The sequence below is a fragment of the Legionella resiliens genome (assembly GCF_021344005.1).
Lineage (GTDB): Bacteria > Pseudomonadota > Gammaproteobacteria > Legionellales > Legionellaceae > Legionella > Legionella resiliens.
This window is the reverse complement of the sequence record NZ_JAJTND010000004.1, coordinates 1,088,166-1,102,410: the sequence shown is the minus strand read 5'-3', so window position 1 is coordinate 1,102,410 and position 14,245 is coordinate 1,088,166. Positions and strand designations below refer to the sequence as shown.

Sequence of the window (14,245 nt, the reverse complement as noted above, 5' to 3'; positions counted from 1 at the left end):
TGTTTTCTTTTTAACTTTAAAAATTCATTGTATCGTATTTAGTGACAGGGACATTTCTTCTAGCGTCTCTTTCTCACAAAGAAAATTTAACAGTAAATTCACTTTACGCTCATTAACCAGGTGTATAGGATAAATTGAGTAAAGGCTAATTTCTGGTGATCCATCTTGAGGTAATATTTGCACTAACTCCCCCTTTTTAATTTCTTCATGTACGGAAAAATAAGGAGCCCATAAAATCCCTATCCCTGCGACAGCGGCTTGTTTTAAAGCGTAAGCACTATTGCTCTTAAAAGGTCCTGATACGTGTATAATTCTTTGATTAAATACCCATTTGTTCTGCAGGCCATAAAGAGTATTAATTAAACACTGATGGTTGCGTAACTCATCAATTGTCTGAGGTTGGCCATACTGAGCAATATAAGCAGGAGAAACAAATACATTTCGATGAACTGAAAATAATTTGTTACAAACAAGTTTTGGATGTTTGATTTCATCAAATGAGATTGCTAAGTCAAAAGTAGCGGAAAAGATATCTTTAGTGTCAGCCCCCACTACAATATCCATTTCAATCTGAGGATATTTCTGCATGAATTCAATACACAATGAAGTTAAATAAGGTGTTGCCGGAGGAACAATAAGATAGAGTTTAATAACACCTTTAAATTCGATTGTTTCAGGATTGGCAATCAGTTTAACCCTTTCTAATTGCTCAAAAAGCTCCAGACTTTTTTCATACAATATTTGCCCAGGTTCGGTAATAATTAATCTTTTTGAAGAGCGTATAAAAAGAACTACTTTTAACTCTTGCTCCAACCACGTGATTTGTTTGCTTAGTTTGGATGGAGAGATATACAACCTTTGCGCTGCCTTCGAAAAGCTTTTAGACTCAATCGTAGCAATAAAACCTTTTAAGCAAGATAACAGGTTCATGTGAGTATTTTTTAATAGGGCCTTTTAAATATATAGATTTATGTGTAAGTTTTGTAAACCTTAATATATTGCTTATGAGCTTAAAAAGCCTAAATTTACAGAAGTAATTAATAAATTACAGTGGATTGTCAATCTGAGATTAATCTTGCATTTGCTCTTTTAAGATAGGTTCACAATGTGTGATTGATAGTTCAGGATCTTTACCACGTCAATCAAAAAATTCTTGATTCTTATATTCTATACTAAATATAGACTATATTAATACCCGGAATACTCTATTCTTACTGCGCAAATAATGCTTTTTGATTCTCTTATAAAACGATATTATTATCACCATTAGATTCCACCTTATTTACAGAACAACTAGATGAACTGGAGATAGCTGTTATATAAAATTTATGGCTTTTACTAAATCACTGAGAAAATGGATGGACACTCCAACTTCATAAAGAAGAATCCGGATAATATGATTCATTTTTTGATCCAAATAAAGGAGAACAGCTAAATCTCACTGCTCAGGAGCTTTGCGCTAAATTAAATAAGGCAATGAAGCTTTATAATGCAACTCATGTTGCTTTTCTTGACGGTTTAAAATATATAAAAAGCCTAAACCAATCAACCTCTGATGAAAGTTCCGCCTTTACTTCAAGAGCGCATCTGAATGTTATGAGAATTGACCCGTTAGATCGACAGACTAATATAAATACAGTTTTCCATCTATTATCAAATTCTTTATTTCGCAATACAGAGGACTCTCCTCCTCGTTATATTAAAGAGATAATAAGTATTCTTAGACAGATAGATTATAATAACGAATTAAATATTGTAAAAAATATAATAGAAATTAAACGTATTTCTAAAATGGAACCGGCTCCAGATGAAAACAGTCATGTGCTTGCATTACGAGCGGTATTTAATAGTTCTACGTCAACAACCTTTGCAAGTATTGTAGCAAATTTAAATAAAGAACCGCAGATACAACAGGTTCTGGATGAGCTTGCCTCTCAGAAACAAATATCACATGGCCAAAATTAAAGAAATTAAACACGAATATCACAAAAGTGTTTATTCTGTATCATAAACTGTGCCCCTGCCGTTTTAAGCAGTTATGGGCTAGGATCTACCCTGGTTGGAATAAGTCACTTTGTTTTTGCATAATTTGCTTATTTTCTTGAATATAACCTACAGTACTTAAGAGAACATGGGCAATACAATAAAATTTTTGGATTTCAGGATCTCGTGAACGGAAAAAAGGTAGTGCACCATCAGGGCTGATTCCTTCAATCTTATTTGCAAACTTACTATAAGTACTTTCATCACTGCTATCTAATCGATTTAATTTATTGATCCCATCATTGTTTTTTCGACCAAAAAATCCCTGTCCTTTCTTAGAGTATTTTTCTTTATGTTCCTGAACCTCATATTTTAATGCATCCATCACATCCCGAGTATTAAAAATTTCTTTAAATTTTTCTGGAGTTAGCGATTTTTTAGCTGTGAAAAAAAGAGAAAGATTCTTGCCAAGTTCCTCTTTATATTCCTGACATAATCGCTCCACTATATTTTCTCCAGGTCTAAAAACAATAGTTTTGGGATTCTCTCGAATAAGAGGAGATATAGCTTTTATAAATTCAATATTATCAAAGATCTGATTCAGGCCAATATCCTCTTTAATTGCCATGCTTAAAACAGGTGCAATCAAATGTCTTGTTTGGGAGTCACATTGCAAATAAGCTAATAACGGATGTTGCTCTGATGTATTTAAATTAAGATTTGGACTCAGTATTTGCTCAACAAGCTTTAATTGAGCATCCTTATCGATTAAATGCATGATTGGGGCGAGCTCCGCCAAGCAGCTTATTGCCATCTCATTAGTTAAAAATGATTCAGCATTAAATTCTTGAGTGGAAATGTATCCGGATTGGTAGACAATATTCAAAGCAGAAATTGCTTCTTGGTTGTTCTTATAGTCTTCAAAAAGTTGTTTGCATTGAAGCCGAGTTAAAATTAATAAAAATGCTATTTGCTCAGGACTGCTGTCTTTAGGTAATTTACCATTGGATGTATCAAACCATTCTCTAAGCCGAAATTGTTCAATACATTCATCGTCTAATAGAGAAATATTATCTGAATTAAATGCTTCTTTTCTTTGTTTGGGATTCCCAAGTCTATCATTAAACATCTGGGGCATATAAATTGTTCTAAGCAGGGCAAAATTATCTACTTCCCTTCGAGTATAGTTTCTGCAGGATGGTGATAAATAGTCAAATGACCCTGAATCATTTCCGTGCTTTTCCTCTAATCTGTTATTTGCACAACCAAAATCGACCAAGGATAATTGATTTTGAGCATCAATGACGAGCTGATCGGGTTTTAAATCACCATGTACATAGGGGATCCCTGATCGCGATAGATAACCTTGATGCAATAAATGACATTGCCAAGCTGCCTGAATCGCCATGTCCAATCTTTGCTCTGGAGTTAAATCGGATTTTATGATTTTTTTCTTGACACTATCCCCCCTGAACTCCATTAATACATAAGTTTGTTCTGGAATACCTGGCTCATTGTATTCCGTACTTTCTCCTCCTTTTTGACTTGAGGCAATGATTAGCCTAACATCCTTCCCAATCGATATTTCCTCCTCCATTGAATCTTGCGGAACGTCTTCTGCTCCTAATTCTTCTTTAATTTTAGTGCGTCTACGAATAATAGACTTTTTCTCAACTTTAATTAAAAAAACATGTCCATATTCGTCCATTGCAAGACGCCCCTTGCCATAATTACCTGAACCAATAGTTCCTTCCGCCCCAGGTAGAGTACAAACCAATTTACCATTAAAATTAAAAAAACTATGCTCTGTCTCAGGAGGCTTTGCTTGCGCCCCATGTTTAATAGCATATCTTTCTCTGAATTTTACTTTATCTGTTCTTCCTAATTTAAAAACATCTTGATTGTTTCTAAAATATTCAGAAGCATTATGAAACTCTTTTCTTAACCTAAAAGGTAAATGAATTGGCTGTTCCAGTGGATCAACACCCATCGCACGCAAAAACTCAAAAGCTGGATTTGGCATAATCAAATATTAATTGCTACATATAGCTGGATTATAGTTCAAATATGCGTCGAAATGAATAAATTTTGGATTTTAACTAATGAAGTATCTTCTATGTAATTTTATAAACTTATGGTTGTCATGGAGACTGGGGTTGCATTGATTCTTGTGGTTGTCCAGGAGCTTGAAGTGACATGGGTTCCTGGGATTGGATGGGCATCTGCGGTTGTATCGATGGCGCCTGAGGCTGTAGTTGTATCTGAGGTTGTGTTGGTTCCTGGGGCTGTGTTTGTATCTGAGGTTGTATTGGTTCCTGGGGCTGTGTTGGTGCCTGAGGTTGTATTTGCTCCTGGGGCTGTGTTTGTATCTGAGGTTGTATTGGTTCCTGGGGTTGTGGTGGTACCTGAGGTTGTATTTGCTCCTGGGGCTGTGTTGGTGCCTGAGGTTGTATTTGTTCCTGGGGTTGCGTTGGTTCCTGAGGTTGTATTTGTTCCTGGGGTTGCGTTGGTTCCTGGGGTTGCGTTGGCTCCTGAGACAGCGTTGGCTCCTGAGGCTGCGTTGGTTCCTGAGGTTGTATTTGTTCCTGGGGTTGCGTTGGTTCCTGGGGTTGCGTTGGTTCCTGAGGCTGTGTTGGTTCCTGAGGCTGTGTTGGTTCCTGAGGTTGTATTTGTTCCTGAGGTTGTATTTGTTCCTGAGGTTGTATTTGTTCCTGAGGTTGTATTTGTTCCTGAGGTTGTATTTGTTCCTGAGGTTGCGTTTGTTCCTGAGGTTGTATTTGTTCCTGAGGTTGTATTTGTTCCTGAGGTTGCGTTTGTTCCTGAGGTTGTATTTGTTCCTGAGGTTGTATTTGTTCCTGAGGTTGTATTTGTTCCTGAGGTTGTATTTGTTCCTGAGGTTGTATTTGTTCCTGAGGTTGTATTTGTTCCTGAGGTTGTATTTGTTCCTGGGGTTGCGTAGGTTCCTGGGGTTGCGTAGGTTCCTGGGGTTGCGTAGGTTCCTGGGGTTGCGTAGGTTCCTGGGGTTGCGTAGGTTCCTGAGGCTGTGTTGGTTCCTGAGCAGGCTGCGTTGGTTCCTGAGCAGGTTGCGTTGGTTCCTGAGCAGGTTGCGTTGGTTCCTGAGCAGGTTGCGTTGGTTCCTGCGGCTGCGTTGGTTCCTGAGGTTGTGTTTGTTCCTGAGGTTTAATCAATTCTGGATCAGGTACTGGGGCTTGATCGATAATTTTTTCAGTAATGGGAGTAGACGTTTGTGTTGGATTAACTACATCTAATTTTTCGGCTGATTCAGTTGGCAATGGTTTTAAAGATTGTGTTTCCTGTGTAGATAAAGGAGATCCGGGATTTTTTTCCAGTAGTTTTTTCTCTTCAGAAAAAGGTACAGGAGGTGTTGGAGGAGCAACAGTTACTACTCCCGTTTGCTCTAAAATTTCTTTTGGCGGTTGAGACTGCGCAGAACTTCCTCCTAATACGCTGGCAGTGTCAGGCGCGATCGCTGCAATAGGGGTTTTAGGCGCTTGTTGTATTATTTGAGAAGGGACATTTACCACTGCCTGGTTAACTGGTTGCGAATTAACAAATGTTTGCGTTGGCACCGCAGTTATTGCGGGTGCTACATTTACATTTTGATAGAAGATATTGGTATTTCTATTAATGAAAATATTATTTACGTAGGTATTATTAATCTGGGTATTACTTGTATTGACATTGATGAAATAATTACGTCCCAGGTGGGCTGGAGGAATATAGATTTCTCCTGGGGCTAGAGGAAACCAAGCTATTCCTGGTACCCCAGTACTCAGTCTCAGGTTAAAATTGTTACCTCCTACAAATGCCACCAATGCAGGTGCATAAACAGGTCGGGCATATCTTGGTCCAGGGACCCAACTCCACCTTCTTTCAAGATAAGCCCATCTACCATAATGGAATGGAGCAAATCCCCAGGGCTCTTCATCCACCCAGGTCCAACCCCATTGGCGCACCCACAACCACTTACCTGTACGATAAGGGGCCCAATTTGGGTTCACCTTATTAGGTATCCATACATGACCATATTTAGGGGTTTTTTTCCAACTTCCATAGAGTTGAAGATCTTCTTCGCCAATCATTTCAGTAGATACATATTGGGTAATACCTTTTCCTATACGATCTCGCATACGGCTCCAACGCTCAAAACTATCAGGCGCAGGGATACCAGTGGGTTTAAATAGTTTGAGATTTACTCCAAAAGGGTAGGATTTTCCTTGATTAACAATATAAGAAACTTTTGGACCATACACCTTTCCTCTTCCTTTTATTACACTTATGAGTGTTATTTTTGCTTGATTGTTGACAAAAATTCGATAATAACCTGGCTTTGTTACTATAAAAGCAAGAGTGGGCGTACTGATTTCAATTGTTTGCCCAGGATTCAAACGGGTTACTTTGACAATTAAGGTCCCACTGGAAAGTTGTAATTGGGAAATTTTTTGGTTAAGGTTTAGAATTTTAAGGCTGGTTTGATTACCCATACGCACCGTTGTAGAACCCAGCTGTAATTCGAGAAATGATTTATTACTTGACCATATGCGATCACCGGGGATTAATGGACGGTTGACAAGGCCTTTTACCCATTGGGTTTCCCCTCCGGGCAGCAAACTTGCAGAGCCATTGATAGAACTTAATCGAGCAACCCGAGGGGGTTCGCCTCCATCTTCAGCATAGGCAGGACCAAAGATAAAGAATAAAAAAATAAGAACTGAATAGATACAACTCATTATATTTTTTTTCATCAACTTTACCTCTGTTTGAAGATAAGGTCCGAAAAACTTTATATAATTATAGTACATTATAAGTTCATATTGAATGATAATTTTACAAACAGAAAAACTGATTAAAGGAAACTCATGGCCACGATTCTACAAAAAATTTTAGGTCTTTGAATTTCCATTAGAATTGTTTCTGATAAAGTATGCCTGCTGCTAACTCTTCATAAAGACTGATAACACTAATTAACTGTTCTAATTTGCTTACGGTCAGTTCATAGTCTTTTTGGCTAATATCTATACTGCTGTATAATAAGTCGTTATGACTAATAAGACCTTTGCGATAGAGTTCCTGTTGCAATTGATATTTTTTCTTTAATGATGCTAAAGAGAGAGCGTCTTCCTGGTATTTAGCCATAAGCTTTTGATTGGCAGCGATACTGTTTGCGATCAGACGTAATGCATTTTGGATGACATTATTATACTCTGCCAAACTCCTATTAAAAATCGCCTCACTGGTGATAATTTGTCCAAATAGAGAGGGGGATAAGTTAAATGTTGCATATATATCGCCATATGATGCTGAATGTGTTGGACTATTAAATGTCCCGTTCAAACTCGCCCTTCCCCAAAAATAATCCAGGGTTACGGCTGGGAATAATTGTGATTCTGCTATATTGACTCCACTGCACGCCGCAAGAAGAGATGTTAAAGCAACCATTACATCGGGACGACGTAGAATAACTTGAGTATTAATTTTATTTAGTGGTACTGCTTTACTTGGTATGTTAATAAATGATTTATTTGATTTTATTTCTCCTGGTGGCTGATTAATTAAATAACGTAGCGCATTTTCGCTTGCGACGATATTGTTTTGTACTTGCTTTTGCTGTCCCATAATACTTTGTAATTGGCTTGTTAAGGCTAACAATTGTAGTTTATTCGCTAATCCTTGTTTTCTTGCTATTTCTAATGATGCTAAAAGCTCTTTATTGTCTTGTTCAATTTGCTTCAGAAGAGTTAATTGGTGATTCCAAGCGAGTAGAGAAAAATAGCTACTGATTACTTCTCCAATAACAGCCAATCGAACACCAAGATAATATGCCTTAGAACGCTCCAAGATAAATTCTGCTTTTTTTTGCTGAAAATAAAGCGCAACAAAATTTTGGTAATAGCTGGGAAGAACACCATAAAACACTCCAGGATTTCCTAAAGCAGGATTTTGGGCGAAACCCATTAAAAGATTCAGACCAGGAAGCCAATTTAAGCGAATCGTTTGCAGCTCAGCCTGTGCAACACGAATTGATTGCTTCGCTACTGTAACATTATTATTGTAAAGAAGTGCTTTATCAACAAACTGATTAAGAAGAGGATCTCTAAAATCTTCCCACCATGCTTGATAAGGAAGCCCATTTAATGCATCATTGCTTGAGTCTTGCAGATATGTAGGGATATAAATTGGCGTGAGTCGTGAATTTTTTGCGCTTGGCATACATGCTACTAGCACACTTGTCATGACTAAAGTAATTAGCGTTGCCAGGCTGCGCAATTAAACGGATCCATAAATAACATGACTAATATTGAAAAATGGTAACACAAAAGCTTCGAAAGTTAAAACCTTATACAGTTTTGCTTTTCTTAGTCTTATTCGCAGTTTTATATTATTTTTTCTCTTTTTTAATTCCATTTACTAATAATGCTTTTGTCGTCGCTAATGTTCGCCCTGTAGCTGCTATTGTCAGTGGGTATATTACTGATTTATATGTTAAAAATGAACAATATGTCCAGAAAGGACAACCTTTATTTACTGTTTTCCAAGAACCTTATAAGCTCACTTACGGTAGGCTAATTGAGGAAGTGCATACTGCGAAAGCGGAGCTTCAAAGCTTACAATACCAGCTACAAAAAGAGAAACAATTACTCATACAATACACACAAGAATACAATAGAATTCACTTAAATTATTTTCGCAATAAAGCAGTTTTAAAATCAGGAGCAATTTCTGAAATTAATGTCAAAGATTTGCAATATGAAAATCTTGGTAGTTTGGCCAAAGTAAACATGCAAACACAGCAGATTAGCATGGTTGAAAAAAATATTCAGAGCCTGCACCACAAAATCAAAGCGTTAATTTATAAAATGCGTTATGCCAAAGTTAATTTAGAACAAACAACTGTTTATGCCCAAAGTAATGGCCGCATTCAAAACATGTATTTATCTTTGGGAACACCTATTGAAATTAATAAACCTATATTTTCTTTTGTTGATACTGAAAGCCTTTACATTCAAGCCAATTTTACTGAGCTGGATTTGCGTATGGTAAAGACTGGCAATAAAGTCTACATTATTCCACGAATGTACTTTGGCACAAAACTATACCATGGAACAGTGGTATCTGGCGCTTGGGCTGCTAATCGGCAAATTACAAACCCCAAGACTCAGCTCCAAACTGTAACCAATGATACGAATAATTGGGTACTCTTGCCTCAGCGTTTCCCTGTACAGATTAAAATCACTGATTATGACTCCAAACATTATCCTCTGCCTATTGGAGCGACGTGTTATGTCATTATTCAAATCTAATTTTTCTATAGAAATGACAAGCCAAAAAACAATAATGGCTGCACGTATGGCCATTGGTGCAATTATTAGTTTTATCGTTACAACATATTTCACTCTGGTTGAGCCAACTTGGGTTTATATCTCTTTATTCATTATTTTGTTTGAGCAACATACTATTGGCGCTTCTTTGACTCGCTGTTCAATGCGAGCGTTCGCAACGATTAGTAGTGCCTTATATAGTCTTATTATTATTTTTCTTTTTCATAATAATTATCTTATGAATCTTATTGGACTTATAATAGGAATTTTTCTATATACCTATTTATTTTTAGGGACTAAAAAAAGTTATATTGGAATCTTGGGTTGCGTAACCTTAGCTATTTGTCTCATTAATTATAATAATTTTTCATATGTGTTTATACGCCCTACAAATGTAATTATTGGTATATTAATAGGCTTCTTTACCCTACGATTTTTTTTCCCAAACCGAGCAACAAAGATGCTCATTTTAGAAATGGAGGAATTTCTGGCAGAATATGCCGCTTTATCTACGTACATTGCAAACATAGATGATTCAACAGACTTAGCCAAACGGTTAACCCGGTGCGAATCCAACATCCTAACACTGATTCCTCATTTTCAAACACTAATTAGTGAAGCACAGGTTGAGATCGGCAAGGATTCTGGATTTACCCAGGTTGCGGCTGATATTTTACAATCTTTCCGGCATATTTTCCGTTACTATGCATCAATAATTGCGTTGATTCTTTATGAAGGGGTTAGACTCAATGAAAAGGATAAGGAGTACTTTATTTTTTTAAGTAACGCAATGATAAAGTTAAAAGAAAATCTCTCATACTTGGATCGTAAGCCCCATTTAGTAGCAGTTCCGGATGTAATGCCTCAAAAGGGTGAAAATCTTTTATCTTTAATGCTTAGCTTACTTGTTACAGAATGTAGTTCCTTGGAAATTAAGATCAATAAATTAATACGAATGGCTAAAGTAGTTAATTAAAGATCAAGAGGAGACTCTGGATGATTTGCGGAAAAAAGTAGCTCACATTATTTTGTTTTACATAGTTAGCTCCTTCTATATAGATATATCTAGTAATAGAAAATAATCATACATGCACATTGCCATATGATAATTCGCCAGTATATTCGGGTGAATGGAGGCAAGCATAGGCGATCCATATAAAAAACAAGGCAACCCCGATTAAAATGGCCCACCCAGGAACCGGACCTAATGCTGCATTTTCCACAATATTACCCCAAGACATTGCTACTCCCCGAGGAACACCACTGATTTGCAGCCGGGTGGAAGAAACTTTCAAGATCCATGCCATCAGCAGGATGAGGAACATCCATACATAGTTTCTACGTAGCCTCCGCGACATTGCCGCGCTGAAGCTCATAAGAAAACGCGGCTCACGCAGGTCTTGGCCAAGAACTTGAGCCCAATGATCATCAGTTACTCTGGCTGCCGTAAACATAGGGGCAAAATAAAACCGTTCTATCAGACGCACACGTCCTCTGTAGACGTCAAAAAAACGATATCGCCTCGACTCTATGAGGAGAAGTAGAAGAACAAGAAGCATCGCAAACAGCAGTACTCCATGATGCGCGGAGGGCGTCGACAGAGACAGCGAAAGCATTGCGGCTACAGCAGTAATTGCCCAGTTACTCGTCCGGTCGATCCGATCCCGCCATCCAGCCATCCGACCGATCTCGGCGCGATGATAATGCGCCAGTACCGTGATGAATTCAGATGATGTTCTCGGAAATGGAGGAGTTTCAAAAACAGGTAGAAGCTTTTCACCCACTTGTTGTTCGTGTTCCATCGCACTACCTCCCTATAGGCGAAGGGTAGAATTATGCAGTATATCATGGTGTGTTTCAGGACAAAAGAAGTACTTGATTTTTCAAAGGTATAGGTATCTGCTTTAAAATGAATCCCATTAAAGTTTCAACACCTTTTACCCTCGACCCGCCAGATGCACTAATAATTCTTTAATAAAACATAAGCTGCTCATTCAAATACACTCAAGGGTTCAAATGATGTGGTTTGCTATTGGATATATATTAGTGCCCATATTATTGCTCTTATTAGCATTATTATTCTAAATTTTTTATAGGAAAATTAATTCTTAATTCAGGTCCAATAACGCCCTATTCTCAATAATGGGACCGCGTCATGGCATGTTTTATATAAGGAGAGATCTTCTATTTTCAATAGTTTTCACGAAATAGAGTGACTCTTATATTTGGAGTCTTCCAATTATTTAAAACACATAGCTATACACTTAAAAAAATATAACTGCTAATATATTGTTTACCAACTTATACAAGTTAGATATAGATTAGGTATTGCTTCAGGAAGCACCAAATCGAACTGGAAAATAACATTCTCCTAATGCGCCTATAACCTTTAGGAAAGCTTAATTTGATCCGAATTAAAAAATCAGTATAGTTGCCAACAGATTTTCTAAATAAACCACTTGTAGCAACCCATTGTTTTTTAGGAGAGGAGAGATATGTTTCAATTACATGCCTTAGAACTTGCCAGAATTCAATTTGGATTTACTATTTCCTTTCATATTATTTTTCCCGCAATTACTATAGGTTTAGCGAGCTATCTCGTTGTTCTTGAAGGTTTATGGCTTTATAGAAAAGAGCGTGTTTATCGTGATCTTTATCATTTCTGGAGCAAATTATTCGCTGTAAATTTTGCTATGGGTGTGGTATCTGGAATCGTTATGGCCTATCAGTTTGGAACAAACTGGGGTAGTTTTTCTTCATTTGCAGGGGGTGTGACTGGGCCTTTACTCATGTATGAAGTATTAACTGCATTTTTCCTTGAAGCAGGTTTTCTTGGAGTCATGCTTTTTGGTTGGCACAAAGTGGGGCCCCAGCTTCACTTTTTTTCCACTATGATGGTTGCTTTAGGAACATTAATTTCTGCAACATGGATATTAGCATCCAATAGTTGGATGCAAACTCCTCAAGGGTTTATCATTGAAAATAATCATGTTGTGCCCATAGATTGGCTTCAGGTTATTTTTAATCCATCATTTATCTATCGCTTACTCCATATGGTAACCGCGGCATTTCTGGCAACAGCTTTATTTGTTGGAGCCTCTGCAGCCTGGCATTTATTACGCGGAAATACGATACGCCCAATTAAAATCATGTTCTCCATGGCAATGTGGATGATTCTAGCGGCGGCACCATTACAAATTTTCCTTGGCGACCAGCATGGATTAAATACACTTAAGTACCAACCCGCTAAAATAGCAGCAATGGAGGGACATTGGGAAAATAAACCAGGGGAAAGCGTTCCCTTGATCCTTTTTGGACTACCCGATATGACAGAGGAAAACACGAACTATGCCCTGGAAATTCCTCACCTAGGCAGCCTCATCTTAACTCATACATGGAATGGCCAGGTTCCTGGCTTAAAAGATTTTGCTCCAGAGGATCGCCCTAATTCTACTATTATATTTTGGACTTTTAGAATCATGGTTGGTTTGGGACTATTAATGCTGTTATTAGGAATAATCAGTTTATGGCTGCGCTGGCGTGATAAATTATTCCAATCACGTCCTTTTTTGTTTTTTTCCACTCTGATGGGACCTACAGGTGTTTTAGCAATTCTTGCTGGTTGGTATACCACAGAAATTGGAAGGCAACCTTGGATCATTTATGGAATCATGCGAACCAAAGATGCAGTATCCAATCATTCCGCACTCACACTTTCCATAAGTCTCGCTATTTTCATAATTATCTATTTTTTCGTTTTTGGAACAGGAATCATTTATTTATTAAAATTGATTGCACAAGGTCCCAAAGATCATGAATCAGATATAGAAGCAGATACGAAAGGAATACATAGTCCTGCGCGTCCTTTTTCTGCAGCACCTAACGATGTTGCATCTGAGTAAGGAGAAATTCTAATGGGCATCGATTTACCTCTCATTTGGTATTTAATTATTGGCTTTGGATTAATGATGTATGTTTTTATGGATGGTTTTGATCTAGGAATAGGCATCTTGTTTCCCCTTATAAAAAATCCTGAGGAACGCGATGTGATGATCAACAGCGTTGCGCCCGTTTGGGACGGGAATGAGACCTGGCTCGTTTTATGTGGCGCGGGATTATTGGCTGCTTTTCCTTTAGCATATTCAGTGATATTAACAGCCCTCTATATTCCATTAATTTTCATGTTATGTGGATTGATTTGGCGAGGAGTAGCTTTTGAATTTCGTTTTAAAGCAAGCGAGAACCATAAACCATTTTGGGATAAAGCGTTTATTGGAGGATCCTACATAGCAACTTTTTTCCAAGGGGTAACACTTGGAGCATTTATTAATGGGATCAAACTCAATGGGTTGGTCTATGTTGGTAATGCATTAGACTGGCTGACTCCCTTTAGTTTATTTACTGGCCTTGGTCTTCTCATCACTTATGCACTTTTAGGATGCAGTTGGTTAATTATGAAAACTGAAGGAGAGCTACAAAGAAAGGTAACAAAACTGGCAAAACCCACATTAATCACGCTTCTCTTTATGATTGTGCTCGTGAGTATTATTACACCCCTTACCCACAACAATATCTTTCAACGATGGTTTACTTTTCCTAATATTTTTCTTCTTGCGCCTTTTCCTCTTTTAGCATTGGCTGCCGGAGGAATAATGCTTCGGGCTTTGCAAAAAATCCCCCATCTTTCTCCATTTATTCTTACTCTTTTTATTATTTTTATGGGATATATAGGACTTGCTATCAGTATATGGCCGAATATTATTCCCCCCTCTCTAACTTTTAGAGGAATTGCAGCACCCAGTCAAAGTTTGGGATTTACCCTGGTTGGTGCTCTACTGGTAATTCCATGCATTCTTTTTTATACCATGTGGTCCTATTATGTATTCCGCGGTAAAGTGAAAGTTGGAGAGGGATATCATTAA

10 protein-coding genes are annotated in these 14,245 nt (G+C 37.6%); 5 read left to right on the top strand and 5 right to left on the bottom strand.

Going from position 1 to position 14,245, the window contains the following annotated elements; genetic code table 11:
* Window positions 1-24: 24 nt before the first annotated feature.
* Window positions 25-930 carry a LysR family transcriptional regulator gene (locus LXO92_RS10275; protein ID WP_182352578.1) on the bottom strand — a complete coding sequence of 302 codons (906 nt, stop codon included), beginning with the start codon at window positions 928-930 and terminating at the stop codon, window positions 25-27.
* Window positions 931-1,476: 546 nt separating this feature from the next.
* Between LXO92_RS10275 and LXO92_RS10270 the strand changes: the two genes are divergently transcribed.
* The gene (locus tag LXO92_RS10270; protein WP_182352577.1) at window positions 1,477-1,965 is read left to right on the top strand and encodes a hypothetical protein; all 489 of its coding nucleotides are present in this window, start codon (window positions 1,477-1,479) and stop codon (window positions 1,963-1,965) included.
* A gap of 85 nt (window positions 1,966-2,050) precedes the next feature.
* Here LXO92_RS10270 and LXO92_RS10265 read toward each other — a convergent pair whose 3' ends face one another.
* The 3 genes from LXO92_RS10265 to LXO92_RS10255 form a co-directional block, all read right to left on the bottom strand.
* Window positions 2,051-4,006, bottom strand: a complete 1,956-nt coding sequence (locus tag LXO92_RS10265; protein ID WP_182352576.1) for a protein kinase domain-containing protein — start codon at window positions 4,004-4,006, stop codon at window positions 2,051-2,053.
* 118 nt (window positions 4,007-4,124) lie between these two features.
* The gene (locus LXO92_RS10260; protein ID WP_233291529.1) at window positions 4,125-6,749 is read right to left on the bottom strand and encodes a DUF6600 domain-containing protein; all 2,625 of its coding nucleotides are present in this window, start codon (window positions 6,747-6,749) and stop codon (window positions 4,125-4,127) included.
* Window positions 6,750-6,906: 157 nt separating this feature from the next.
* A complete protein-coding gene (locus tag LXO92_RS10255; RefSeq protein WP_232890902.1) occupies window positions 6,907-8,214 on the bottom strand; it encodes a TolC family protein in 1,308 nt (435 codons plus the stop codon).
* Window positions 8,215-8,309: 95 nt separating this feature from the next.
* Here LXO92_RS10255 and LXO92_RS10250 point away from each other — a divergent pair, with 95 nt between their 5' ends.
* Together LXO92_RS10250 and LXO92_RS10245 are read left to right on the top strand one after the other, a co-directional pair.
* The gene (locus LXO92_RS10250; protein ID WP_182352573.1) at window positions 8,310-9,305 is read left to right on the top strand and encodes an HlyD family secretion protein; all 996 of its coding nucleotides are present in this window, start codon (window positions 8,310-8,312) and stop codon (window positions 9,303-9,305) included.
* Entirely contained in the window at window positions 9,286-10,299 is a 1,014-nt protein-coding gene (locus LXO92_RS10245) for an FUSC family protein (RefSeq protein ID WP_182352572.1), read from the top strand. Before LXO92_RS10250 ends, LXO92_RS10245 begins: the two co-directional genes overlap by 20 nt.
* A 106-nt stretch (window positions 10,300-10,405) precedes the next feature.
* On the opposite strand, the gene LXO92_RS10240 is transcribed toward LXO92_RS10245, so the two are convergent.
* Entirely contained in the window at window positions 10,406-11,125 is a 720-nt protein-coding gene (locus tag LXO92_RS10240; RefSeq protein ID WP_182352571.1) for a DUF2270 domain-containing protein, read from the bottom strand.
* Between the two features lie 693 nt (window positions 11,126-11,818).
* Between LXO92_RS10240 and LXO92_RS10235 the strand changes: the two genes are divergently transcribed.
* Together LXO92_RS10235 and cydB are read left to right on the top strand one after the other, a co-directional pair.
* A complete protein-coding gene (locus LXO92_RS10235; protein WP_304608170.1) occupies window positions 11,819-13,225 on the top strand; it encodes a cytochrome ubiquinol oxidase subunit I in 1,407 nt (468 codons plus the stop codon).
* A 12-nt stretch (window positions 13,226-13,237) separates the two neighbouring features.
* Window positions 13,238-14,245, top strand: a complete 1,008-nt coding sequence (cydB, locus tag LXO92_RS10230) for a cytochrome d ubiquinol oxidase subunit II (protein ID WP_182352569.1) — start codon at window positions 13,238-13,240, stop codon at window positions 14,243-14,245.